This window comes from Natronocella acetinitrilica (assembly GCF_024170285.1).
GTDB classification, from domain to species: Bacteria; Pseudomonadota; Gammaproteobacteria; order Nitrococcales; family Aquisalimonadaceae; genus Natronocella; species Natronocella acetinitrilica.
On the sequence record NZ_JALJXV010000003.1, the window covers coordinates 126,241 to 149,140 of the forward strand.

Below are 22,900 nucleotides of genomic sequence, written 5' to 3' on the forward strand. Positions count from 1 at the left end.
ATAATAAAGACTCAATTAAAGAGAGGATTCATGCGCGCGCTATCCGCAGCCGTTCTTGCAGGACTCATGCTCCCGGCCCTGGTGCCGGGTGCTGGCGTTGCCAGTGATCGCCAGGCGATGCTTGCCGATATCGAGCGCCGCCTTGGCAGCCACCTGGATGAGCCGGCCATTGCGGCCTGCATGGACCAGGCAGGGCTCGGCAGCGATCGCGCACTCTATGCACTTGGCACGATTGCCGATGCCCGCGAGGCGATGGCTGCGCGCACGGCCTTCATCGAGCGGGCGTTGCGCAGCAACAGCGACCCCCATGCGGTCACCCGCGAGCTTGAGCGGTGGTCGAGCGAGGCGCGCTACCAGCGCGTGCTCCGGGCCTCGGCCGAGATGCCCGAGGCAACCGCCTACTGCGAGGCGGTGCTAAACGCCATCAACCGCCACAACGACGCCGATGAGCCCCCGCGGGACGCCGCACTGCGCTGGCTTGAGCAGATCGAGAGCCGCAATGCAGCACTCGGTGCGGGGCGCGCACAATGAGCACCGCCAAGGGCCTTGATGGCCGCGCCATGGGGCGACTGAAGGCGCTTGGTATCAACGCGCCGGAGGAGCTCCTGTTGCTGCCCCCGCAGCAGTATCTCGATCTTCGCCGCACCACCGGCACGCTCGAGGGTGCACGGCAAAGCGGCGAGCGCGCCTTTCTGCGCCTCAAGCTTGTCAGTGGCGTGAAGGTCTATCGCGACACCGGCAAGCCGCCGCGCGCCTCGCTCATGGTGAGTGACGGCATCTCCGAGGCTTCGATCACCGTCTTTGGACTGGTCGCACCCTGGCAGGGGCTTCGCAAGGGGTCCTTCATCTCGGTGCTGACCCGGGTCGAGACCTGGGGCGACCGGCTGACACTGAAGAGCCCGGAATTGATCCCCGCCCACGAGCTCGGGCGAATCGTCGCCCGCTACCCCGGCAAGGAGAAGGCGGTGCGACCGGAGACGGTGGGCCGCTACGTCCTGATCGCCCTGCAGGCCCACATGGAGGAGTGCATCGGGCACATCATCCGCACCATCGGCATGCCGGAGGCGGAGATCCTCCGCCGCGCAGGCGTTGACTGCGCCTCGCTTCGCATTCTCCTTGAGCGCCTGCACCGCCCGATCACCCCCGAGGATGTGGGCTTCGCCATGGACGCCGTGCGGCGGATCAACGCCCTCGGCGCACTCACCGAGCGCTGCCGGCCCGATGACGCCGGGCGCGAGTCGGCCGGCGAGTCCGCGCAGACCGGGGCAGGGGGGCTTTGCATCCCGCTCGAGACCCTGACCGCCCTGGTCCAGGCGCTGCCCTTCCAGCCGACTCGCGACCAGCGCCGCGCCATCTGGGATATCTACCAGGACCTGGTTGCCGAGCGCCCGATGGACCGGGTGCTGACAGGCGATGTCGGCTCCGGCAAGACACTCGCCTACGGCCTGCCGGCGGCCGCCGCCTGCAAGGCCGGCTACCAGAGCGTCATCATGATGCCGAACCTGCTGCTCGCAACCCAGGTGGCCGATGAGCTGCGCGAACTCTTCCCCGGCCTGCCGGTGGAGCTGCTGGTCTCCGGCCACGGTCGCACCGAGGCCTTCGCGGGCAAACCGGTGATCGTTGGCACCTCGGCCATCCTCCACTGGGCGAAGGCCCTGCCCGAGCCGCTGGCGGTGGATCTTCTGGTCATCGACGAGCAGCAGAAGTTCGGCACCGAGCAGCGTGCGGTGCTGGTCGGGCCGCGCACCAACCGCCTGGAGGCAACCGCGACACCGATCCCGCGCACCGCCGCACTCATGAATTTCGGCAACAAGGGCATCAGCCGGATCCAGAGCATGCCGGTTGAAAAGCACATCCGCTCCCACCTGATCGGCCCGGATGAGGGCCAGCGCGTACTCGCCGGCATCGAGCGCGCCGTTGCCAGCGGCTACAAGGCAGTCGTGCTCTACCCAACGCGCGAGAGCGACAAGTCCCAGTACCTGCTCGCGATCCCGCGGGCCGGCGGGCAGATCGAGGCGGCCATCAGGCTGATGCGCGCAAACGGCGCAAGTCGCCTCGCCCAGATCAACGACCCCCGGCAGCTGCCGCCGGCCGCGCTCGCCCAGGGCGTCGCCCTGGAGAGCCACCTGGTGGCGACCTACAGCGGCGAGAGCGGGGTGGACGCAACGCTCGCACAGGTGCTCGCAGAGGCAGGCGTAGCCGGGGCCATCGCGCTTGGCGAGACGGCGATCTCCGCGGGCATCCGCGATGTAACCGACGCCGCGCTCGCCTTCGAGCGCCGCTTCCCGGGCCGGGTCGGCATGCTCCATGGCGGGCTCAAGCGCGATGACAAGGTCCAGCGCATCGCCGCCATCAAGGCCGGCGCCTTCGATGTGGTGGTGAGCACCTCGGTGCTCGAGATCGGCATCACCATCCCCGACCTTCGCTTCCTCTACGTCGTCGACGCCAACGTCTACGGCGCCATGACCCTCCACCAGATCCGTGGGCGCCTGGCGCGAAAGGGCGGCAACGGGACCTTCGTGATGGGCGCCGATCGCCCGCTCGACCAGCTCCAGCCGGAGACCCGCGCGCGCCTTGAGCTCGTGCTCGGGACCAATGACGGCTTTGAGATCGCACAGGGCGAGCTGCGCCAGCGCGGCTTCGGGCGCCTTGCCCGCGGCGCCGAGGAGCAGAGCGGCTTTGAGTCCGGCCTCTTCCGCGGTGCAAAGGTGACGCCGGAGGACATCGAGTCCCTGCTAGCCACAGCCGTGGCGGCCTGAGTTAATTTAGTGCTTCTGTAATTTTGCCCCTACTGGCACATCTACTAGCGCCGACCCTGTCAAGCCCCCGTGACGTCGCCTATCTGCAACTTCAAGTATTTGTTTTTCATGTAAAAAAGAATTGAAGGTAAAAAATATAAAAACTTGACGCGATGTAATTTGCAGAATATGAAATTTGCCCCTATACTTCGTGGCATTGAAGGTATTGTAGATGGTCGAGATGGCCCAGAGGGCCTCTCACTTCCCGGTAACACAGACCCAAGAGGTTGATTGACATGGCAGAAGCAGCCGCCAAGAAGCAAAGCGATGGACGGGGTCGTCCGAAAGAGGATGAGAAGACGGTGCTTGAGCGCGCCGTGGTTCGGGCCCGCGAGGAGCTTGAGGCGCGTGAGAGCGAGCTTGAGGGCTTGCTGAGTCTGCTCCCCGAGGAGGAGCGCACGCCGCGTGGACGTGCCGTGCGCAAGGTGGCCTCCGACCGGATGCGTGTCGCCAAGCGCCTTGACGCCGCGAAGGCTCGCGTCAGCGAGGCGCGCCGGGTGGTCGAGGAAGTCGAGTCCCGGGACGGCGCCAAGGCAGGCCAGATCAAGGCCGCGAAGCAGGCCTTCCGGGCCGCCCGGCGCGAGGAGAAGCAGGTGCAGGACCAGTTCAATGCCCTGCCGGATCTCGGTGCGACCTATGATGAGTGGGACAAGATGCCCGCGGAGCTCAAGGTCAATTCGGTTGGCCGCCCGCCGCTGCCAATTGAAATCCACGTGCACCGCGCCGAGGAAGCGATGATGGGTGCGCTCGCCGAGCTCAATGCGCTGCGCTCCAAGCGGCGCATGAAGCCCATCGACGCCGACGATGTTGCGGATCCCGATGCCGGGCGGGCCCGTGCCGGGCGCCGCAAGCTCGACACGCTGGGCCAACTCGACCGCCGGCTGAAGATTGCCGAGCAGCGCCTGGCGGAGTTCGAGCAGCTCCCCAACAAGGAGACGCCGCGGAACATCACCGCGAACGGCAAGATCCGTGGCCGCAAGGCCCGCAGCAAGGCCGAGAAAATCGCCATCGAGCGCAAGGAGATCGCCGAGATCACGCAGCTGATCAAGCAGTTCGAGGCGCGCATGAGCCCTGCTGGGCGCGCGGAGCGCAAGCTGAAGAAGCTGCGCGACAACGCCCGTGAGCTTCGCGCCGAGATCAAGCAGCAGGCGCTCCCCCGCAACTCGAGCGAGGCGAAGAGCCTGCGCCGCCTGGAGAAGGCAATCGAGGAGCAGGTCGAGCTGGTCGAGAGCAAGAAGACCACTGCCAAGGGCGCGGCACGGCCGGTGCGCAAGGCGACCACGACCAAGGCGCAGACCAGCAAGCGTACCGAGGAGCTGCGCGCGAAGGAGGCCGAGGTCGAGGATCTCTTCCGCGAACTCGAGGAGGCGATCGAGCGCCAGCGCGAGATCGCCGGCGACGACTCCGAGGCTGTGCAGAGCAGGGTGAAGAAGCTCGAGGCGATGCGAAAGCTCCACGGCCACGCCGCCTGAGGCACTCCAACCTGCCCGAGAACAGCGCCCCCGGCAAGCCGCCGGGGGCGTTTTTTAGCTGGCGGACTCCTGTCGCGTGGTCGCGCTGTCGCGCCTGCGACTGACCGGCATCGCAAAGCCGGCGCGGAACTGCGTCCAGTAGCCCACCGTCAGGAGACTCTTCAGCCGCCGCTCCGGGTAGCGCGCATTGGCGATCAGAAAGCCCCCCAGGTAGGCGGCAAGTGCGCCAAGCAGCAGCTGCGCGTACATCACGAAGCCTGCAACCGGCGCAACGCGCCCATTGGCAAGCAGCGACTGGGAGGCCGGCAGGACCGCCTCGAAGGGGAGCCCGGCGTTGAGCACCCGCACGGTATTGAGGACCACCCACCCCGGCAACGCCTGGGTCACAAAGGCAAGGCCGACCAGGGCAGCGCCCAGCCCGACGAGCCCCGTGCCGGCGACAAGCCGTCGCCGGCGGACGCGTGCGCGCCTCACCTGCTCGCGACGAACCGCAATAGCCACACCGGATGGCGCCGGGCGGGCAATGGCCGAGCGCAGAACCTTGCGTTCCATGGAACCCCCACTTTTTTGATTCAATCCATATAATAAACCAATCGCCGCAACCAGGCCATCCTTGACCAAAAATAAAATACTGGTTATTATTTAATGATTCCAACAGGGCGGAGCGTATGAGCCTAAAGCGCGTATCAATCGTCATGTACACCCGTCACCGCCCAGGGCTTGCCTCGCCCTGGGGGGCGGTGCTGACCCACGGGCTCCACGAGCGGCGGATCGGCGGCAAGCTGATCGCCGGGTGCGCGCTTGACCTTGAGGTCGAGGCGCTGCGCCTGGCGTTCGCCGAGCTGCGCGAGCCCTGCGCTGTCGAGTGCTTCCAGCACGCCGGCGAGATCAAGCCGTGTCTGCTCTCCGGCGCGCTGGCAGGCACGCCGGCCCTCGAGGCGCTCGCCCCGCATGCCATTCAGTGGTACTGGTGGCGCGGTGAGCGCGACTGCCCCCAGTACCGCGCCGCGCAGGCGGCCGGCGAGGGGGAAGCGGGGGTGCTGGCATGACGCGGGCCCACCGGATCATTCAGCTCATCCTGGCAGCGACGGCCCTGCCCACCCTCGCCCTGTCGAGCCTTGCCGGCATCACGCTTGCCGCCGCCATCGACCTCGAGGCGCGGCTGCGCGCGCGCCACCGCGCGAGTCGACTGCCCGGTGCGCTGCGGGAGCACTGGATCGCACCGGCCACCATGCTCACCGCAACCCTTGCCTTCCCGCTGCTCGGCGGGCTGACGCCGGTCCTGCTGGTGGCAGGCTTCGCTGCGCACTACATGCGCCTTGCCTACCGGGTCGCTGCAGATCGGTTTTTCTAATATAATGATTATAAAATTCGAAACAGGGAGCGGCCTGTGAATCTGAATCAAGCCACGATCGCCTATCAGCCGATCGTCAGCGTCTGCGGGCCACTCCACCGTGTCTGTGCCCACGAGGCGCTCTTTCGCCTGCCAGGTGTGGCTGAGGGCGGCATCGAGGGGCTGATCGCAGGGATCGAGGCCAGCGGCGAGGCGGGGGCGCTTGACGCCCAGGTGCTCAATCTGGTGCTCGCCCGCCAGGCACTCGATGCCCGCGCAAGCGGGCGCCACCGGCACCTGTCGATCAATGTCTCGCCGCAGAGCATTTGCTCGCTCGACTACCTGCGCCTGGTTGAGCGGGCGCTGCTAACCCACCCCCACCCGGAGTCGATCCAGTTCGAGGTCACCGAGCGCCAGGCGCTCTGCGCCCCGGCCATCGCGGAGACCTTCTCCGAGCTGCTCGCCGCCTTCGGCGCGAGTATCGCCATCGATGACTTCGCCGCAACGCCCGCGCAGGTGCAGATGATTGAGCGCCTGAGCGGCGTTGGCCGCATCAAGATCGACCGCGGCGTCGTGCGCGCGGCGATCGATTCGGTCGCTGACTACAACCTGATTCGCGAGGCCATCGAGCTTGCTGCGGAGTGCGGCGCAAGCGTCGTCGCCGAGGGGGTGGAGGACCCCGAGCAGCTCTACTTCCTGCGCACCGCATTCCCGGAGATCACCCACGCCCAGGGCTATCTCTTCGGCCGACCGGCGGAGAGTTTCTCGGATGATGTCGATATGCGTGCGCGTCTTCGCGAGCTGCTGCCGGCGCGCCACCGCGAGCGCCTCGCGGTCACCGCGAGCGTTGCGGGATTGCGGGCATGAAGGGAGTCTGGAAGGCGCTTCGCATCCTCTCGCTCATCCTGATCGCACTCGTCATGAGCATTGCTGGCGCCGCGGCGCTGGCGAGCCTCACCAGCCTGCAGGTGGCGCTCATCGCCGTGATGAACGGGGCGGCTAGCGGCGAGCCGACCGACTGGGGCAGCCTGGTACGCGCGCTTGCCGTGCTGGCGGCCGTGGCATGGGCCTTCTCGGGCGCACGACGCCACCTGCGCCCGGCATTGCTTGCCGCTGCCATCGGATTCGGCTTCATCGCCGCGCTTGTTGATTCCGGACCGATGTTCGCAACGGGCGAGCGGGTCGTGGTCAAGGCCTGGTCGCTGATCGGCAGCCCGAAGGCGGCACTGCGCCAGGGTGAGATGGCGCTTGCGGCAGGGGATGCGGTGCAGGCACGGACGCTCCTGCGCGAGGCGGCCGATGGCGGCGCCACCGAGGCGCTGCCACTGCTTGCCGGGTTGGCCCTTCGGGCCGGCGATCTCTCCCGCGCCCACGCCCACTACCGCACCTACTATCACGCCCTGCCACCAACTGATCGCCATGCCCGCTACCGCGAGGGGGTGCTGCGCGCCGAGTGGCGGCTGCTCGATCCGGCGGATGCCGCGCTTTACGTCGATTCACGCTTCAGTGCGCGCGACGAGGTCGCTCGGCGCGCGGCGGAGCAGGAGCTCGCCGCGGCCTGGCTCAGCGTCCAGAGCGCACTCTTCCCGCTTGATGGCGCCGCGCAACGCGATGCCGCCCTGGCCGCCCTCGAAGCGCTCGGCGCCCGGGGCTTCCCGGCAGCACACGACCTGCGGGCTGTCTTGCTCGCGGCAGACCCGGTTGCCGCGGCGAGAGAGCGGGATGCCGCAGCACGGCTTCGCTCGACCCCGCCGACGCGCTAGCGCAGCGCAAACCCGCCGCTGAAGCCCTGCCTGCCAGGTGCGCCTAGCGCGCCCCTGGCCTGCCGGCGCCGCCCTTGCGCGGCGCACCCTTGCGCGGAGCGCCCTTGCCGCCGGCGCCCCCCTTGCCCTTCGCTGCGCCGGCGTGCTTGTCCAGGAAGGCCTTGCAGCTGCCCGAGTGGGCGACGATCGCCTCGATGTCCGGGCGCTCCTCAGGGGGCAGGCGCTCGGCCAGCGTGCGGGCAAAGCGGACCATGCCTTCCGAGGGCGGCAGGTAGTCCTTGTGGCTGTCGATGAAGCGCTTGCAGGCGGCGCGGTCGGTGAGCACATCGTCGGGCGCCTCGGTGCCCGCGGGCAGGCTCGCGATGATCTTCTGTGCGAAGTCCCGCTGCCCCTCGCTTGGCCCGGTGTCACCGGGGTCGCGCTTTGGAGCGTGCTCATCGAGGAAGGCGCGGGCCAGTGCCGGGTCGCTCAGCGTGCCACGCGGCACGCTGATGCCCTTGCGCTCGGCGAGCGTGCGAATGAAGTCCGCCATTTTCTTGCTCACTTTCGATGAGGTGAGCTGACGGGGCCCGAGGTTGTTCAGGTGGCGGGTCTCGAGCTCCTCGAGGTGGCGCTCGATCATTGCAATCTGCTTCTCGACAAAGCGATCACGCATGTCGATCGCCTGGACGTCATCCTTCTGGGCGCAGATCTTTACCAGGAAGTCCTCCCAGACCGCCGTTGTCTCCGGCGAGGCAAGCCACTGTGGCAGCGCGCGGATGAGATCCCGGCCCTTGGGCTGGGAGACAAGCTTGCCGCCGCGCTCGACCGCCACGTACTCTCGGGCGATCAGCGTCTCGATGATCTTGCTGCGAGTGGCCGGCGTCCCCAGGCCCTGACTGTCGCGCAGCAGCTTGCGGAGCTTCGGGTCGCGGACGTTGCGACCAATGTTCTTCATCGCCTTGGGGAAGGAGAGCTGGGTGTAGCGCGGCGGCGGCGAGGTCTTCGAGGACTCGCGCTCGACATCGATCAGCGCACAGCCAGCCCCCTCGGCCGCCTTTGGCAGCGTCGTGTCCTCGCTGTCACCGGCACCGAAGGCAGCCCGCCAGCCGGCATCGATGAGCCGCTGGCCGCGCGCCTTGAAGTGGCTCTCGGGATGGCCGAGGAGATCGGGGCAGGGGACCGTGATCCGCGCCTCCTGCACGGCGAAGCGCGCCGGCGGGTAAAGCGCCTGGATGAAGCGCTGGGCGACCAGGCGGTAGGCCTCGCGCAGGTGCTCCGCGGTGTGCTCGATGCGCCCCGAGGTCCCGCTTTTCGCGGGCTTGAGTGCGGCGAAGGCGGCCTCGCCCATCACCTGGTGGGTGGGGACAATGCCGTAGTGCTCCATCGGCTTGCTTGAGAAAACGCCCGGGCGGAAGGGGCGGTAGTCGGGGTGCGCGCCATCGTGGATTGCCCTGGCGGTGGCGGCCTGGCTGGCGAGCGCCGGCAGCGCGCTCACGGCAGCGATCATGCCGTTTCTCTCAGCCGGCTCATAGAGATTCGCCGGCAGCTCCGAGTGGGCGGTGCGCGCATACGAGGTCCATCCCTGCTCGTAGAGGTCCTCGAGCACGGTCTGGGCGAGCGAGGCGGAGATCCCGCAGGCCCGGGCAATCGCCTCCTGGGCGTCGACCAGCTCGAAGGTCTTCGGCGGGTCCTCGCTTCGCTCGCGCTCGGCGTAGTGAACGACCCGGCTCGCGGCGCCTGCCGCGCGAAGCCGCGCCTCGAACGCTGCCACCTCCGCCTCGCCGGTGAAAAGCGGCGTGTCGAGGGGCTCGGACTCCTCGTCTTTCGGCACGCGCTTTGACGGCTGCCAGGTCACCCCGGGCGGGGCGGCGGCGATCTGCGCATCACTCACCTCCGGGTCGTAGGCAGCCCGCGCCTCACCGTCACCGAGCTGAAAGCGCCCGTAGACGCGGTAGTGGTCGACGGCGACGAACTGCTCGATCTCAAGATCCCGCGCCACCACCATCGCGAGCGCAGGCGCCTGCACGCGGCCGACCGAGACCACTCGGGCGCGCCCCTGGCCACGGCCGAGGTTCGGCCCAAGGCAGCTGTAGCTTGCATAGTAGGTGTAGGCGCGCACCGGGAAGATGTAGGCCCAGTCGGAGCGCGCACGCGCCTCCGAGGCGCGGAACCAGCCCTTGGTCTCCTCTGGCCCGCGCAGGCTCGAAAAGGCCTTCTGGATGCTCTTCTTGTCGAGCCCCTCGGCGAGCCAGGCGCGGCGCACGCGCCCCTGGTAGTCAAGGTGCTCGAGCACCTCCCAGCCGATCGCCTCGCCCTCGCGATCGGAGTCGGTGGCGATGATGACCTCGGAGGCGCCGCGAAGCGCCTGACGGATGCGATCTACATAGACCTTCGGCTGCGCGGAAGCGGGCGCACCGGGGAGCTCCGCGACACGCGTCTCGAAGACCCGCGGGATCGGCCGAAGCGCCTTGGGGTCGCTCCAGCCAAGCCCCTCCTTCACCTCCTCCGGGCCCTTTAGCGTCAGCAGATGCCCGCGCGCCCAGAGCATGCGTGCCGCACGGCCCTCAAGCGTGCCCTCGAACTGTCCCCGCCCCAGGCGCATGCCAAGGGCCTTCGCGATATGCTCGGCCTGATCCTTCTTCTCGGTGATGATGACGGCAGTCATGCGCGGCTGTATCCCCCTGGTGGTTGCTCTAGTTGGCCGCGCGCGCCATGCGCTCGGCCCGCAGGCGCTGGTAGGTGTCATGCACCAGGCGCTTGTAGCGGTTGTGGTGACGGGGCGTTGCGGAGTGGTAGTTGCCCACCCCGCGCCAGAAATCGCCACCGACCTCGTCGATCTTGCGGCGCAGGAACCAGGCGCCGATCGCGATGTTCACGCACGGGCTCCAGACGAGCTCGCGCCAGCCAACCCGCGGGAAGTGACGCTCGATCAGCGGCAGGTTGATGGTGTTGATCTGCATGACGCCAAGGTCATAGGTGCCGTTTGCGTTGCGGCTTGCCATCCCGATCTGCCCGCCCTCGACTTCCGCAATCGCATGGAGCACCAGGGGATGGATCTGGTATTGCGCAGCCGCATAGTTGACGCACTGCTCCTGGACATGGGCCGGCACCGGGCGATGCCCGGACGGATCGGGTGGAAAGTCTGGCGCCATCACGATCGGGATTCTCCTTGGTATGGAGCGATTATTATACATTAAACTAAATAAGTCGACAGTCTGCCTGTGGCGGGGTTATAAAATATAAGTTAAAATATTTATTCAAGCCCATCACCGGGCATGCGACATTGAGGACCTGCACCATGTTCGATGAGGCCTGGCCGCTGCCGCCGGCGGTGACCGAGATGGACCCCGAGGCGCTGCACGCGAGTCTCAACGACGAGCAGCGCGCCGCGGTGATGGCTGTCGATGGCCCGGTCATGGTGGTCGCCGGTGCGGGCACGGGGAAGACCAAGACCCTGACCCACCGTGCGGCCGAGCTCCTGCGCCGGGGCGTGCACGCCTCGAACATCCTCGTGGTCACCTTCACCAATGATGCGGCCGGCGAGATCAGAAACCGCCTGCTTGATATGTGCGGCTCGGAGGGCGAGCATATCGTCGCCGGCACTTTCCATAGCACCATCTTCAGCCAGATCCTGAAGGGCTACCCGGAGTCGAAGACGCTCAAGACCCTCGGCATCAACATGGAGGACGGGCCGGATGGGGACCGCTGCGCGATCCTGAGCCAGAACGACAGCAGCAAGTACCTGCGCCAGGCCTTCAGCGAGCTCTCCGAGGACGATCAGATCCAGATCGAGCACAACGACTGGTCGCAGAAGCGCTTCGAGAAGGAGCTCACCATCGCCCGCGCCAAGGGCCTTGACGTCCTTGACTACTCGGCAACGATCCGCCAGGGGCAGGATGATGCGCTCTTCAAGCGCATCCTCGCCCGCGCCTGGGGGCGCTACACGGACATCTGCCGCGAGCACAACGGCATCGACTTCGACGACATCCTGGTGGTGGCCGCAAAGATGCTCCGTCAGGAGCCGCACATTGCCCGCGAGCTCGGCGAGCGCTTCCAGTACATCATGCTCGATGAGTACCAGGACACCAACCGCGTGCAGATGAATATCATGGATGCGATCGCCGAGGGCCACGGCAACATCTTCATGGTGGGCGACGAGAAGCAGGGCATCTATGGCTTTCGCGGCGCCGACACCCACATCTTCCTCACCGTGCGCCAGCGCCACCCCGGCGTGCGCCTCTTCGAGCTACCGCGGAACTACCGCTCGGGGGCCGGCATCATCCGCCACTCCAACGCGCTCGCCAAGGCCATGCCGCAGAAGCTCTCCGACGGCCAGCTTCTCGCCGAGTCGAAGGCCGCCGCCCGCGAGCCAAGCGTGGTCGACTTCGCCGACGCCGAGGCCGAGGCGCGGGTGGTGGTCGAGGGCATCAGAAAGCGCATCGCGGCCGGCGCCCAGGGCGCGGAGATTGCCGTACTCTATCGCAACCGCTCGCTGAAGATGCAGCTCGAGCGCGAGATGATCCGCCAGAACATCCCCTTCATGGTGGTCGGCGACAAGAGCTTCTACGAGCGCGCCGAGGTGCGCGACGCCATCGCGCTGCTGCGCTTCATCTTCAAGAACCGCGCCCAGGAGGACGGCTATCGGGTGCTCAAGTGCACGCGCATGGGCCTCTCCGATGAGCGCGCCAAGAAGCAGTACATGGACAGGAACATCGACGTGGCGCGCCTGCTCGATCAGATGGCCGAAGAGCGCCTGACCCAGGGCAAGAAGGTCGATGGCGCCTATCCGCTCAAGGACTCCGCCACCAAGATCGCCCCCTTCGTCGGGCTGCGCGAGGCGCTTCGCGAGTGCGTGCACTATGGCGATGACCCCGCCTTCGTCCGCGAGGTGCTTGGCGCCCTCTGGGACCGCTACCTGCGACCGAAGCTCGCGCTTGCCGCAAGCCGCAGCAAGGAGCCGAACGCCGATGCCGTGTTCGAGGCCCAGGTCGCGAACGTCGCCACCGTCTTCGAGCGCTTCGAGCAGGGCCTGAAGAATGGCCAGACCGTCGCCGACATCTTCGACAACTTCACCCTGATGGAGCAGGACAGCAACGAGTCGGAGCGCGAGCGCATGGCGCGGGTGCGGCTGATGACCATCCACGCCTCCAAGGGCCTGGAGTTCCCCACCGTCTTCATCATCGGCCTCGACAGCAAGGCGATGCCAGGCACCGAGCAGGAGGCGCTGATCGACGAGGAGCGGCGCATTCTCTATGTCGCCATGACCCGCGCGCAGAACGAGCTCATCATGACCTACTCGAACTCCCGCCTTGAGTTCGGCCAGCGCGCCCAGGTGGGCGCCTCGCCATTCCTTGAGGAGATCGAGTCAGTCACCCGGGTGCCGCGCCGCTACTACCCGCATCACCGAGACCCCGGCAACAACGGCGGCGGGAATCACGGCCGCGGATTGACAAATTAATACATTAATGCTATATTAAAGGTCATTCCAACCGGAGACTGCGAATGACCCAGGCACCTGATTCGTCAGCGGCGCAGGGCGGCATCGTCGAGCGCATCAATCAGTGCAACGCCCGCCGGGAGCAGCTGAACCAGTGGCTGATCCGGCGCCAGGCCGAGCGCGAGCAACTCGAGGCACAGCGCGAGCAGCTCGCCCGGGAGGCCATGGAGGCGTTTGGCACCAGTGACCTCAACGCCCTGCGCGAGCTCTACAACGGCGCGATGCAGGACCTCGGCCGCAGCCTCGAGCGCTTCGAGGCGGAGATTGCCGAGGCCGAGGCGGCACAGGCCCGCATCGAGGCTTCCTACCAGCAGCATCAGCAGCAGAACCAGCGCGCCGAGCAGGGCGGGCAGTGAGCGCGCTTGAGAAGGCCGAGGCGCAGCGACTGCGCCTTGAGCGCTGCCGCGAGCGCTTCGGGCGCATGGAGGGCGTGCGCGAGCGCCTTATCGAGGAGAAGGCCGGACTCATCCTCTCGCTCGAGCGCGACCGCGCCTATCTCGACCAGAAGGACGCCATCCTGGACGTTCTCAATCGTGCCCAGGACAACCTCACCCGCAACAGCCGCGCGCTCTTCGAGGAGTTGCTGACAACGCTGCTGCGCGAGGTCATGCCAGGCACGCAGGACCGCGTGGTCATCGAGACGGGGGTCAAGAACAATCGCCGCTGGCTCGAGGTGGTGATCGAAACGGGAGAGGGGGAGCGGCTACGCCGCGAGAGCGTGCTGCGGGACAAGGGCGGCAGCGTACAGAATCTCCTCTCTATCGGGCTGCGCTTCATTGTGCTTGCACGAAGCCGCGAGCGCCGTCTCCTTGTCCTCGACGAACCCGACTGCTGGCTGCGCGAGGACTACGTCCCGGCGCTCGCGCGCGCCATGGGCGAACTCGCCCGGCGGATCGGCGTACAGGTGCTCTACGTCAGCCACCACAAGCCAGCACTGCTCGCCCCCTTCGGCCGTGTGCTGCACCTGCGCTGTGCGCGCGGGCAGATCGAGGTGGAGGCGAGCGACGCACCTGCGGACAGCGCATTCGTCGGCTGGGAGGGCGAGGCGGGGGTCGAGGACTGGCTCGAGGGCGTTGGGCTCACTCACATCCGGCTTCGCAACGTCCGCCAGCATGCGAGCACCCGACTGGCACTCTCGCCGGGGCTCAACATCATCACCGGCGATAACGACATCGGCAAGTCGACCATTGTCCACGCGCTGCGCGCGGCGCGAGACAATGCGGGCTTTGCCGGGCTGATCGGCCAGCAGGACGACAGCGCCGAGGTGGAGATTGGGCTCGAGGAGGGCCGGACCCTCTGCTATCGCTACCGCCGCAAGGGCGCCCGCAAGAGTACCTACACGCTGCTCGAGGCCGATGGCAGCGAGATCGCGGCGAGCGACAGCGGCACCGCCGTGCCCGCCTGGGTGAGCGATCACCTGGCGATGCCGCCCGCCCCGGACATCGATCTGCACATCGGCGAGCAGGCCGCGCCGCTTTTCATGATCGGCGCGGAGACCTCCACCTACCAGCGCGCGGAGCTCCTCTCGCTTGGCCGCGAAGGCGATCATGCCGCACGCCTGGTACGCGCCCACACCGAGCGGGTGCGCCAGTGCCGCCAGGAGGTGGCACGCGCTGAGCGCGCGCTCCGCGGGGTCAAGCTGCAACTCGCAACCCTTCGGGGCATCGATGAGCGGATCACCGCCCTGCGAGCGCTCGCCGAGCGGATGCAGGCGAGTGCGGCAGCACGCGAGCGCGCCGCGGCGATCCGCCAGAGCGGCCAGGCCATCGCCGCGAACGCGGCGCGCCTGGGTGCACTGGCAAGCCTGCCGCAGGGCCCGATTGCGCCCGAGGCGGGGCTTGATGCGGCAGCCCGCGAGCGCCCCGGGCGCCTGTACGCGACCATGGCGAGGCTCGAGGTGCTCACTGCCAGGGCGAAAGCCATCCGCGCACTGCCGGGGCCGCTCGCCGAGCGCAAGCTCGACACAGGGCGCCCGCGGGCAATTGCCCGGTTGGGCCGGGATCTCGGCAGGCTCAGCGCCCGCATCGAGGCCCTGGCCGGCGTCGAGAGCCTGACCCTTCCCGCGGCACGGGCGGCCCGCGATACGGCGCTGATGCGCTCTCTGGTCGAGCGCTCCGCCGCGATCGAACGCCAGGTGGCGGAGAGCGCGCGTGCGAGCGAGGAGGGTGCCAGGCGGCTTGCCGCGATCGATGACGAGCGCGCGGCGCTCATGACCGAGGCCGGCGGGCACTGCCCGCTCTGCCTGCGCCCGCAGACGGACGCAGGGCATCATCACCACCACGGGGGGCGCATTGCATGAGCGGACACTATCGCGGCGTGGCAATCCTGCCGGACCTGCTTCTTGGCAGCCTGCGCGGCGGGGATGCGCCAGGCGCGGCGGCGCTGACCGCGCTGGGGGTCTTCCTCGAGGAGGCGGCGGCGGAGCGTTTGCGACCGGTGCTCTTCGGGCGCACGCTGCTGCGCTGGTCGGACAGTAGCGCCTGGGCCGCGCTGATCGAGGCGATCGCCGGGCGCGACGTGGCGGTGATGCCGGCCGATCACCGCGGCGCCCCGATGGGCGAGGCCCAGGACCTGCTCGCCATCCTCTCGGTGAGCGGTGTGGCGACGGTCGGCCTCAGCGTGCCGATCGGCGATGGGCAGACGCTCGCCTTCGCGGCGGCGCGCGAGACGCGTGCGCCCGGGCTTTGGCTGCGGGGTGAGGATGGCGAGGAGGCGCCGCTCATCCTGCGCGGTGAAGGCGGCTATGGCATTCGCGAGGAGGGGATTGCCTGCTATCTCGTCTGGCAGCGCGAGGGCGGCGCGACGGGGCTGATCGAGCACCGGCCGCTGGACCTGGAACCCCTTGAGGAGCCGCAGGGCGAGGCCCATCCGGATGCGCTGATCGAGCGCCTTGGCGGCCAGGCGAGCGCCTTTGCGCTGGCACTCGCAGAAGCCTCCGGGCGCGGCGAGCATGCGGGCGATGATGACGGCCGGGGCAGGCTTATTGATGAGATTGAGCAGGTGCTCGATGGGCTGGGCGCGGAGGAGTTACTCCGCGCCCAGGTGGGGGAGCTGCTTGAGGCCGCGATGGCGTCCAGCGACTAGCCGCACACTCAGGGTGTTGGCGGTGCCGGCTCGCTGCCACCCTTGCGAAGACCACCCATCAGGGTCTTGAAGAGCTTGGCGAGCGTCTCGGCGAGCGCGGCGGCGGCCTTCTGGAGCGCCTCCATCTGCTTACGCAGCGGCCCGTGCTTCTGCTCGCTGGCAAAGCGGTTCATGTCATCGGCGAGGCTCTTGCCGAGCTTGCTCTGCTCGAGGACGCGCTGGCGGGTTTCCTCGCTGAGCTTCGCGCCAGGGGCGTTTAGCTTTTCAAGCCGCTGCATCTCCTTGCCGTAGCGATCAAGACCGACCGGCAGGCGGCCTGCCAGGCGGCGCATGGCGCGATCGCTGAGCGGGTTGCCCTTGGCGTCCACACCGAGCTCGATCTGCTGGAGATTGGCGCGAAGGGCCTTGCGGCTGCCGTCGAGGCGGTTCAGCTTGGCGCCAACCGCGGTTTCAAGGTTGAAGGGCCTCGCCGGGCGGGTCAGCGTGCGAATCGCCGTCGCCACCGGGGAGGCGAGCATGCTGAGCGCACCGATGACCGAGGGCGGACCGGGCGGCTGCTTCTCCTTCCCCTTCTCCTCGGGCGAGGCCACTGGCTCCTCGCCGTCCAGCCGGTTGGCCGCAGGCGAGCCCGGCTCGGCGCGCGCCTCCGGGGCCGCCTCGGCAGCGGCGCTCGCGGCCTGGCTCGCAAAGGCAGCCGGCTCCGGCGGCGGGCCAAAGACGTTCAGTCCCGAGAGCTCGTCGACCTTGCGCAGCGTGAGCTTGTCCTTCCCGGAGAGCGGGCGGATGGCCTCGGCGAGACGGTCAACCACCGCACACTCATCGCCGCGGGATGCACCCTTGGTGCGGCAGACGTTCAGCACCGTCTCGAGATCGGCCCGCGTGATCGCGGTATCGAGCCCGAGGTGTGGCTTTGGCAGGCCCTCGATCGACATTGCGAGGATCTCGTCCGGGGAGAAGTTGAAGTCGGGGTCGGGGCCATCGGCCTCACCGCCCGCCTCTGCCCCAAACGGGGTCTCCGAGTCATACTCGGGGCCCGATGGAACCTCGGGGCCGAACTCGGGTGGCGGCTCGGGGCCGAAGTCCGGCATCTCCTGGTCCATGTCGTCCAGAGATGGCGGCACATCGGCGGTATCGCGGAAAATCTTGTCCTGGTCCTGCGCCATCGGAGCGCCTCCCTGTGTCTCGATTAGTTTCGCTCTTATTATTTTAATATATTTTCAGGAATCTCGCCATGTACTACTCGCGCGGCGGATCAATCATCGCGGCCAGGCGGAGGGCGGCGAGGTACTCGAGCTGCTGGCCCTCGCGGTAGCGCCTGGCGGCGAGCCAGACGTGCTGTGCGAGGAGCCGGGCGTAGATGCGCTGGACCTGCTCGGGGTTGGTGAGCTTGCCATCGGCGAGCACCTCCATCAGCGACTTCTCGGCGTCGTCGCGGTAGGTCAGTGCCATGCCGGAGATCACCACCATGGCGTAGCTGCTGAGCCCGTCCTCGCCGGGCACGCGCTCACCAATCAGGCGAAGCATGGTGGCGTAGGCGGCATTCCTGAAGAGCACCTTGCGCATCTCGCCGACGATCATCTCGTTGGTGGGCGCGCTGGTGCTGAGGCTGCTCTCGCCAGGCGGCGTGGCAAGCCGGATGAAGTCCTCGGCGGCCTGCTGCATGTCGGCGTCAAAGGTCAGCGTCTCGGCGGCGTGGCCAATGATGAGCCCGGCATCCGTGGAGGACTCGGGGTTGACCAGCGCAGCCGACTGCGGGTCGTCCCGGGAGACGCCCGGGCGGTGCGGCAGTCCGGCGCGGGCGAGGATCGCCGCCTCGCGCTCGCGATTGGGGTGGAGCACGTACTGGCTCGACGCCCCCGGGGCACTCCCCTGCGGCGGTGTCTCCCCGCGCACGGCGGCGAGCGCCCGTGCGGCGGCCGCCTCGATGGCAAGCGTGCTCTCCTCGCTCGCCTCCTGATTCCGCCCGGAGACATAGTCCCAGGCCGCGCAGGCGGCCTCCTCGGTGCTGATGGTGTAGCTCACCTCCTCACACGCGTAGGGATTCGGCGAGGCGCCGGCGAGCGCCACCTCGTTGTGCAGATCGGTCATCCGCTGATTGATCCGGGTGATGAGGTTGGTGGTGTCCTCGTTGGTGCGCTCGATCTCTCGCGCGCGGTCATCGGAGGCCGACGCCATCGACTGCTCCTGGGTCATCAGCTTCTCGGCGAAGATCTGTGCGCTCAGCATGTTCTGCGCGACATTGATCGCAAGGTTCGCGAGATCGAGCGTCGGGAAGGCGGCTGCTTCGAGCGCACGGGGCTGCGCGCCGAGGGCGAGCACGCCGGCGAGTGCGAGTGCGCAGAGCGCACTACGTGCGGATTTTGCAATAGGCATCGGAGAGTCCCCAGAGTGTGGCAAGCTGGCTGCCGGCCTGCGCTGCGATACGGTCCCAGTCAGGGGCAAGGTGGGTGAAGAGCGTGCGCCCGCCGCGTGCCTCGCCAAGAAACCGGGCCTCGAAGAGCTGGTAGTCCATCGGCTCGGCGCCGGCATCCCGTGACCAGGCCTCGAAGGTCGCCTCGTCCATGGCGTTCAGCCGCTCCATCAGCGCCTCGGCCTCCTGCTGCCAGGCGCGGGCGGCGATTGACTGGAGGCGGACGGCGGCGGCCATGCGCACCCGGCGGTTCTGCCACGGGCGCAACTCCCGGGAGCCCTGCGCCTCACAGAGGCCGGTGATGCTCGCAAGCAGTCGCCCCTTCAGATAGTCGAGGGTCATCACCGGGTGGTCGTCATAGCCCATGTGGAGCTCGCCCACCAGCTCGAGCAGCTCGGCGCTCGCCTCCGCGTAGCTCGCCGGCAGGCTCTCGGCGTGCAGGCGCGAGACAAGCTCCGCGCTCCAGGCATCAAAGATGATCTCGGCGCAGTGGGGCAGCACCAGGCGGAAGAGGGCCTGGCGATCCTGGATATTGGAGCGCTCGCTCCAGTTGTAGGCGACATCCCGGGCCAGCTCGACCGCAATCTCCGCGCTGCGCGAGAGCGACTCCTCGGCGATGCCGCCAAGATCAAGGTCATCGCATACGGCGCGGATCCGCCGGGCGAGCGGGAGTAGCGCAAGCTTCAGATGCAGCAGGAGATCATCGGAGCTCTCCGAGGCCTCCCCCTCGAGCACCGGGCGCAGTGTTGCCGCCCCGCCATTCTCGCCGCTCGCCTGCACCTGCGCGGCGAGCGCGCCAAAGTACCCGCGCACGGCCTCATCATCGAGCCCGCCGAGGTGTTCGCGCAGCGTCGGATCGGAGAGCACCTCGGCGAGCAGGCGCGCAAGGCGGTGGATCATCATGCCGTGGGTCGCATCATCGCGCTTCAGTCCGAAGGTCTCGGCGACCGTGGCGATGGCGATCTGATGGACCCGGCAGCCGGCGACCAGGGTCTCGTTGCTTGGCGATGGCAGCTCCGAGGAGGCCCGAAGCAGCGGCGCGATCTCCCGCAGGGATTGAAGCCACAGCGAGATGCGGCGCAGGAAGTCCCGGCGCTCGCCGAGCCCCTCGCCCTTCTCCTGTCCCCCGGGGAGTGACTTCGCCCGTGCTGGCATCACGCGCCCCTACTCCCTGCCGCCAGGTGCCGGCGAGCGGGCGGCTGCCGGCTCCAGGGCGGCGGCCACCGCAGGGCGTGCCATGCGCAGGAAGTCATTAAGCTCGGAGCGCCGGGCGTTGAGGGGGCCGGGGTAGGGCAGGATGTGTCCGTTCGGGGGACTCTCCGGCACGTCGTAGTAGCCGCGCAGCGGGTGCATGCGCACTTGCGGCGCACGACCCGGGGCGGGCTGCGAGAGTGCGAGCGTGCGGCCAATGGCGAGAGCTGCATAGTGCTCGCGAAGCCCGTCGGGGATATGCGCATCGGCAATGAGGGGCGTTCTGTCATAGCTTGCCCGCGCGACATCGCTGAGGTCCGCGACCTCTGCTGCATCGCGCACGCTCAGCCGCTCGATCGAGTCATCATCAAAGCAGTACACCGCGTCCCAGATGCGCCCGCCAAGGCTGACCGTGGCGAGCTCGTCACATCGCAGCATCAGTGGCCCGAGCCAGGCCGCCGGGTCGATCATGAGCGAGAGCGGCACCGACTCACCCTCGATGGAGAACACCGCGGATGCGAGCAGCGGGTCGCCGTCAATCACGCGCTCGAAGAGCTCAATGGCATCGAGCACCTTGCGCCGTGTCACCTCTGGTTCCGAACTCATCAACCGCTCCTTGCCCGGGCACTGGTTATTTCCGATGAGCCCATTATAATATCAGGAAAATTAAAAAGCGAGGACACCCATGACCGCGGCCCCAGATTTCACGACCTCCGTTGTCCCGGAGGCAGCGATGCTGCTGGCACTCTCCCACGAGATGCAGAATTTCAAGGCGCTGTTCCGGGGCACGGTGCGGCGCACCTTCGTGCTCTCCCCCTACCTCTCCGGGGCGTTCGGGCTGCATTTTGCCACAAGGCAGGCAACACTCGGCGTGCCGGAGGCGATCTACGAGCACTTCATCCATATCCGCTGGCGCGAGGCGGCCGTGCTGCCTGAGCGCCCTGGGCTCTTTCTCGTGTTCTCCCCGGGCGATGGCCGCGGCGAGCAGCCGCTGGCACTCAGGCTTTTCCTTCGCAGCGCAAGAACCCGCGCGCTCGCGAGCTACGAGGCACTTCGCCTGGTGCCGATCAGCCCCACCGGGCTGCAGGTCGAGCACGCCAGGTCCGGGGAATTCAGCCTGCCGCTTCGCCGGCTCAGTGCACTGGACTGGGAGCAGTAGGGGGCTGACTGTCCGCGTCAGTCTTTTTATTGATTGACAAATATTGTCAATCACCCTATGATGCAGTGAACTGGGAGGAGGAGTTCGCATGGCCGATAACGATTTCTGTAACTTCTGCAGCAAGCCCAAGGCCGAGGTTCGGCATCTGATTGCCGGGCCAACGGCGAAGATCTGCAATGAATGCATCGATGTCTGCGAGAGCATTGTCCGCGATGCAGAGCGCCAGGATCGCTTCGATGGCGCAGAGCGCCTCCAGACCCCACGGGAGATCCATGCCAGCCTTGATGGCTACGTCATCGGCCAGGAGGGCGCCAAGCGCGCACTCGCCGTTGCCGTGTGCAACCACTACAAGCGCCTTCGCATCAATACCGATGAGGGATCTGATGCGATCCGCGTGAAGAAGAGCAACGTGATGCTGGTCGGGCCGACCGGCTGCGGCAAGACGCTGCTCGCCGAGACGCTCGCCCGCGCCCTTGATGTCCCCTTCGCCATGGCCGATGCGACCTCGCTCACGGAGTCGGGCTACGTGGGTGAGGACGTCGAGGTGGTGGTGCAGAAGCTCCTCCAGGCCGCGGACTGGGACGTCGAGAAGGCACAGAGCGGCATTATCTACATTGATGAGATCGACAAGATCACCCGCAAGTCGGAGAACCGCTCGATCACCCGTGACGTGAGTGGCGAGGGCGTGCAGCAGGCGCTCCTGAAGATCATCGAGGGGACCGTGGTTTCGGTGCCGACCAGCGGCTCGCGGAAAAACCCCGGGCAGGGCAACACGGTGTCGGTCGACACCAGGAACATCCTGTTTCTCTTTGGCGGCGCCTTCGAGGGGCTGGAGAAGCTCGTTGCCGAGCGCCGGGGCGAGAAGGTCGGGCGGATCGGCTTCTCAGCGGAGGTGGTGAGCGCGGATGCGCCAGCGCCCCTTGGGCGGGTGACCACCGAGGATCTGGCCGCCTACGGCATGGTGCCGGAGTTCCTTGGCCGTGTGCCGGTTGTGAGCACCCTCCAGGCGCTCACCGCCGAGGAGATGATTGCAACCCTGACCGAGCCGAAGGATGCGATCCTGCGCCAGTACCAGGCGCTGATCGCGGCCGATGGCAATGAGCTCGTCTTTGAGCCCTGCGCACTGCAGGCGATTGTCGACAAGGCCATGGCCTGTGGCAGCGGCGCGCGGGGCGTGCGAAGCGTGCTGGAGGGCGTGCTTGAGCCGATTCTCTACGAGTCGCCGGAGCAAGACGGCATCTGTCGGGTGACCGCGGCACTGGTGCGCGGGGAGCGCGAGGTGGTCTGGGAGACTCGCAAGGCTGCCGCCTGACGCCTGAGCGGAGCGTCGCAACTGGAAGGGCCGGGGGCGTTTTGCCACCGGCCCTTTCGCATGGTCAGGCGCCGGTGCGCCGATGGTACTCGGCAAGGATCTCGGAGCGGGGGATGAGCGGGCTGCCACGACATCCGCGGCGCCGCGCCCAGGCGCCACCGGGAGGCTGGGCGATGGCCACCAGGTCGACAGCGCTGCGCGCCTTCAGCGCAGCGACGGTGACCCTGAGCGTCTCGTGCGCCAGCGGATCCGTGACCTCGGCTGCCCCGGGGAAGACATGGCAAAGCGCTGCCGCGCCGAAGGCACTTGCCTGGCGGTAGACTGCAACAACAACGGGGGCACGCTCCCAGGCCTCGAAGGGGGCGTTGATCAGCGCCACGCCGTGGCGGCCCAGATGCAGCATCTGGGCGAGATAGAGCGTTCTCTGGAGTGCAAGATTGCTGAGCGTCCAGCCAGAGAGCCGGCATGCCGCGCGCGCCGCGGTGGCCGGGCAGAGCGCGCCGGCTGCCGGGGCGCATGCCCCCGGCCGATCAGTGCACACGCCGCGAGGAGGTTTCGATGTCGTGGCGCAGACGCTGCGCTGCCTCGGCAAGCGCAGCGGTTGATGTCGGATCGAGCTTCAGCCGACAGCCAGGCAGCGCGATCGTGAGCCCCACACCACGCTCGAGCTCGGCGATGACCACGTCCAGATGGTCCTGGAAGACCACCCGCTGCCACTGCCCGCCAACATCCCCGATGACGCAGGCGAAGGTCACCTGGTGGCAGTCATAGTCGACACGGAATCTGACGGCGAGGCCCTCGGCGGAAACCCGGCAGGGGAGCTCCGAGGAAAAGACAAAGCTTTCGGCAGCACGCATGGGCAATCCTCCATTTGCCCTGAGTGTACAAATTAAAAACAC

22 protein-coding genes are annotated in these 22,900 nt (G+C 67.7%); 13 read left to right on the forward strand and 9 right to left on the reverse strand.

Annotated elements, in window-relative coordinates; all coding sequences use genetic code 11:
- Nucleotides 1–30: 30 nt before the first annotated feature.
- The 3 genes from J2T57_RS06520 to J2T57_RS06530 all read left to right on the forward strand — a co-directional run bounded on the left by J2T57_RS06520 (nt 31) and on the right by J2T57_RS06530 (nt 4,270).
- Nucleotides 31–531 (forward strand): hypothetical protein, encoded by a 501-nt coding sequence (locus J2T57_RS06520; RefSeq protein ID WP_253476035.1) that lies wholly within the window; start codon nt 31–33, stop codon nt 529–531.
- On the forward strand, nt 528–2,759 hold the full coding sequence (locus J2T57_RS06525; protein WP_253476037.1) for a DEAD/DEAH box helicase: 2,232 nt from the start codon (nt 528–530) through the stop codon (nt 2,757–2,759). Before J2T57_RS06520 ends, J2T57_RS06525 begins: the two co-directional genes overlap by 4 nt.
- A gap of 275 nt (nt 2,760–3,034) precedes the next feature.
- Nucleotides 3,035–4,270, forward strand: coding sequence for a hypothetical protein (locus J2T57_RS06530; protein WP_253476039.1), 1,236 nt, complete (start codon nt 3,035–3,037; stop codon nt 4,268–4,270).
- Between the two features lie 54 nt (nt 4,271–4,324).
- Here the strand turns inward: J2T57_RS06530 and J2T57_RS06535 are convergent, their stop codons facing one another.
- On the reverse strand, nt 4,325–4,822 hold the full coding sequence (locus J2T57_RS06535) for a hypothetical protein (protein WP_253476042.1): 498 nt from the start codon (nt 4,820–4,822) through the stop codon (nt 4,325–4,327).
- Between the two features lie 116 nt (nt 4,823–4,938).
- On the opposite strand from J2T57_RS06535, the gene J2T57_RS06540 reads away from it, so the two are divergent.
- From J2T57_RS06540 to J2T57_RS06555, 4 genes are read left to right on the forward strand one after another with little or no spacing between them, the layout of a single operon-like run.
- Nucleotides 4,939–5,319, forward strand: a complete 381-nt coding sequence (locus J2T57_RS06540; RefSeq protein ID WP_253476045.1) for a hypothetical protein — start codon at nt 4,939–4,941, stop codon at nt 5,317–5,319.
- Nucleotides 5,316–5,624: a hypothetical protein gene (locus J2T57_RS06545; protein WP_253476048.1), complete on the forward strand. Its 309-nt coding sequence runs from the start codon at nt 5,316–5,318 to the stop codon at nt 5,622–5,624. The genes J2T57_RS06540 and J2T57_RS06545 overlap by 4 nt, the downstream gene beginning before the upstream one ends.
- Nucleotides 5,625–5,660: 36 nt before the next feature.
- Nucleotides 5,661–6,470, forward strand: coding sequence for an EAL domain-containing protein (locus J2T57_RS06550; RefSeq protein ID WP_253476050.1), 810 nt, complete (start codon nt 5,661–5,663; stop codon nt 6,468–6,470).
- Nucleotides 6,467–7,366 (forward strand): hypothetical protein, encoded by a 900-nt coding sequence (locus tag J2T57_RS06555; protein ID WP_253476053.1) that lies wholly within the window; start codon nt 6,467–6,469, stop codon nt 7,364–7,366. Before J2T57_RS06550 ends, J2T57_RS06555 begins: the two co-directional genes overlap by 4 nt.
- Before the next feature lie 43 nt (nt 7,367–7,409).
- Here J2T57_RS06555 and J2T57_RS06560 read toward each other — a convergent pair whose 3' ends face one another.
- On the reverse strand, nt 7,410–10,013 hold the full coding sequence (locus J2T57_RS06560) for a DNA topoisomerase (RefSeq protein WP_253476056.1): 2,604 nt from the start codon (nt 10,011–10,013) through the stop codon (nt 7,410–7,412).
- A gap of 28 nt (nt 10,014–10,041) precedes the next feature.
- Nucleotides 10,042–10,500 (reverse strand): lytic transglycosylase domain-containing protein, encoded by a 459-nt coding sequence (locus J2T57_RS06565; protein WP_253476797.1) that lies wholly within the window; start codon nt 10,498–10,500, stop codon nt 10,042–10,044.
- Nucleotides 10,501–10,646: 146 nt separating this feature from the next.
- Between J2T57_RS06565 and J2T57_RS06570 the strand changes: the two genes are divergently transcribed.
- The 4 genes from J2T57_RS06570 to J2T57_RS06585 are packed head-to-tail and all read left to right on the forward strand — an operon-like array spanning nt 10,647 to nt 15,929.
- The gene (locus J2T57_RS06570) at nt 10,647–12,806 is read left to right on the forward strand and encodes an ATP-dependent helicase (RefSeq protein ID WP_253476059.1); all 2,160 of its coding nucleotides are present in this window, start codon (nt 10,647–10,649) and stop codon (nt 12,804–12,806) included.
- Nucleotides 12,807–12,850: 44 nt separating this feature from the next.
- Entirely contained in the window at nt 12,851–13,201 is a 351-nt protein-coding gene (locus J2T57_RS06575) for a hypothetical protein (RefSeq protein ID WP_253476061.1), read from the forward strand.
- Entirely contained in the window at nt 13,198–15,144 is a 1,947-nt protein-coding gene (locus J2T57_RS06580) for an AAA family ATPase (RefSeq protein ID WP_253476065.1), read from the forward strand. Before J2T57_RS06575 ends, J2T57_RS06580 begins: the two co-directional genes overlap by 4 nt.
- The gene (locus tag J2T57_RS06585; protein ID WP_253476068.1) at nt 15,141–15,929 is read left to right on the forward strand and encodes a hypothetical protein; all 789 of its coding nucleotides are present in this window, start codon (nt 15,141–15,143) and stop codon (nt 15,927–15,929) included. The genes J2T57_RS06580 and J2T57_RS06585 overlap by 4 nt, the downstream gene beginning before the upstream one ends.
- Nucleotides 15,930–15,937: 8 nt before the next feature.
- Here the strand turns inward: J2T57_RS06585 and J2T57_RS06590 are convergent, their stop codons facing one another.
- From J2T57_RS06590 to J2T57_RS06605, 4 genes are all read right to left on the reverse strand, one after another.
- Nucleotides 15,938–17,092 carry a hypothetical protein gene (locus J2T57_RS06590; RefSeq protein ID WP_253476071.1) on the reverse strand — a complete coding sequence of 385 codons (1,155 nt, stop codon included), beginning with the start codon at nt 17,090–17,092 and terminating at the stop codon, nt 15,938–15,940.
- A gap of 73 nt (nt 17,093–17,165) precedes the next feature.
- Nucleotides 17,166–18,302: a hypothetical protein gene (locus tag J2T57_RS06595; protein ID WP_253476074.1), complete on the reverse strand. Its 1,137-nt coding sequence runs from the start codon at nt 18,300–18,302 to the stop codon at nt 17,166–17,168.
- Nucleotides 18,277–19,494 (reverse strand): hypothetical protein, encoded by a 1,218-nt coding sequence (locus tag J2T57_RS06600; protein WP_253476077.1) that lies wholly within the window; start codon nt 19,492–19,494, stop codon nt 18,277–18,279. Before J2T57_RS06600 ends, J2T57_RS06595 begins: the two co-directional genes overlap by 26 nt.
- 9 nt (nt 19,495–19,503) lie before the next feature.
- A complete protein-coding gene (locus J2T57_RS06605; protein WP_253476080.1) occupies nt 19,504–20,136 on the reverse strand; it encodes a hypothetical protein in 633 nt (210 codons plus the stop codon).
- A gap of 79 nt (nt 20,137–20,215) precedes the next feature.
- Between J2T57_RS06605 and J2T57_RS06610 the strand changes: the two genes are divergently transcribed.
- Together J2T57_RS06610 and clpX are read left to right on the forward strand one after the other, a co-directional pair.
- A complete protein-coding gene (locus J2T57_RS06610; protein WP_253476083.1) occupies nt 20,216–20,689 on the forward strand; it encodes a hypothetical protein in 474 nt (157 codons plus the stop codon).
- 88 nt (nt 20,690–20,777) lie between these two features.
- Nucleotides 20,778–22,001, forward strand: coding sequence for an ATP-dependent Clp protease ATP-binding subunit ClpX (gene clpX / locus J2T57_RS06615; protein WP_253476086.1), 1,224 nt, complete (start codon nt 20,778–20,780; stop codon nt 21,999–22,001).
- 64 nt (nt 22,002–22,065) lie between these two features.
- Here the strand turns inward: clpX and J2T57_RS06620 are convergent, their stop codons facing one another.
- Nucleotides 22,066–22,542 (reverse strand): Panacea domain-containing protein, encoded by a 477-nt coding sequence (locus J2T57_RS06620; protein ID WP_253476088.1) that lies wholly within the window; start codon nt 22,540–22,542, stop codon nt 22,066–22,068.
- Nucleotides 22,532–22,858: a hypothetical protein gene (locus J2T57_RS06625; protein WP_253476091.1), complete on the reverse strand. Its 327-nt coding sequence runs from the start codon at nt 22,856–22,858 to the stop codon at nt 22,532–22,534. The genes J2T57_RS06620 and J2T57_RS06625 overlap by 11 nt, the downstream gene beginning before the upstream one ends.
- Nucleotides 22,859–22,900: the final 42 nt, after the last annotated feature.

Bases quoted from the DNA above. Each gene is read 5' to 3' on its own strand.
- J2T57_RS06525 (WP_253476037.1), top strand. From the start codon at position 528: ATGAGCACCGCCAAGGGCCTTGATGGCCGCGCCATGGGGCGACTGAAG.
- J2T57_RS06555 (WP_253476053.1), top strand. From the start codon at position 6,467: ATGAAGGGAGTCTGGAAGGCGCTTCGCATCCTCTCGCTCATCCTGATC.
- J2T57_RS06520 (WP_253476035.1), top strand. From the start codon at position 31: ATGCGCGCGCTATCCGCAGCCGTTCTTGCAGGACTCATGCTCCCGGCC.
- J2T57_RS06540 (WP_253476045.1), top strand. From the start codon at position 4,939: ATGAGCCTAAAGCGCGTATCAATCGTCATGTACACCCGTCACCGCCCA.
- J2T57_RS06565 (WP_253476797.1), bottom strand. From the start codon at position 10,500: ATGGCGCCAGACTTTCCACCCGATCCGTCCGGGCATCGCCCGGTGCCG.
- J2T57_RS06560 (WP_253476056.1), bottom strand. From the start codon at position 10,013: ATGACTGCCGTCATCATCACCGAGAAGAAGGATCAGGCCGAGCATATC.
- J2T57_RS06590 (WP_253476071.1), bottom strand. From the start codon at position 17,092: ATGGCGCAGGACCAGGACAAGATTTTCCGCGATACCGCCGATGTGCCG.
- J2T57_RS06575 (WP_253476061.1), top strand. From the start codon at position 12,851: ATGACCCAGGCACCTGATTCGTCAGCGGCGCAGGGCGGCATCGTCGAG.
- J2T57_RS06545 (WP_253476048.1), top strand. From the start codon at position 5,316: ATGACGCGGGCCCACCGGATCATTCAGCTCATCCTGGCAGCGACGGCC.
- J2T57_RS06610 (WP_253476083.1), top strand. From the start codon at position 20,216: ATGACCGCGGCCCCAGATTTCACGACCTCCGTTGTCCCGGAGGCAGCG.
- J2T57_RS06585 (WP_253476068.1), top strand. From the start codon at position 15,141: ATGAGCGGACACTATCGCGGCGTGGCAATCCTGCCGGACCTGCTTCTT.
- J2T57_RS06605 (WP_253476080.1), bottom strand. From the start codon at position 20,136: ATGAGTTCGGAACCAGAGGTGACACGGCGCAAGGTGCTCGATGCCATT.
- J2T57_RS06535 (WP_253476042.1), bottom strand. From the start codon at position 4,822: ATGGAACGCAAGGTTCTGCGCTCGGCCATTGCCCGCCCGGCGCCATCC.
- J2T57_RS06595 (WP_253476074.1), bottom strand. From the start codon at position 18,302: ATGCCTATTGCAAAATCCGCACGTAGTGCGCTCTGCGCACTCGCACTC.
- J2T57_RS06570 (WP_253476059.1), top strand. From the start codon at position 10,647: ATGTTCGATGAGGCCTGGCCGCTGCCGCCGGCGGTGACCGAGATGGAC.
- J2T57_RS06625 (WP_253476091.1), bottom strand. From the start codon at position 22,858: ATGCGTGCTGCCGAAAGCTTTGTCTTTTCCTCGGAGCTCCCCTGCCGG.
- J2T57_RS06600 (WP_253476077.1), bottom strand. From the start codon at position 19,494: ATGCCAGCACGGGCGAAGTCACTCCCCGGGGGACAGGAGAAGGGCGAG.
- clpX (WP_253476086.1), top strand. From the start codon at position 20,778: ATGGCCGATAACGATTTCTGTAACTTCTGCAGCAAGCCCAAGGCCGAG.
- J2T57_RS06530 (WP_253476039.1), top strand. From the start codon at position 3,035: ATGGCAGAAGCAGCCGCCAAGAAGCAAAGCGATGGACGGGGTCGTCCG.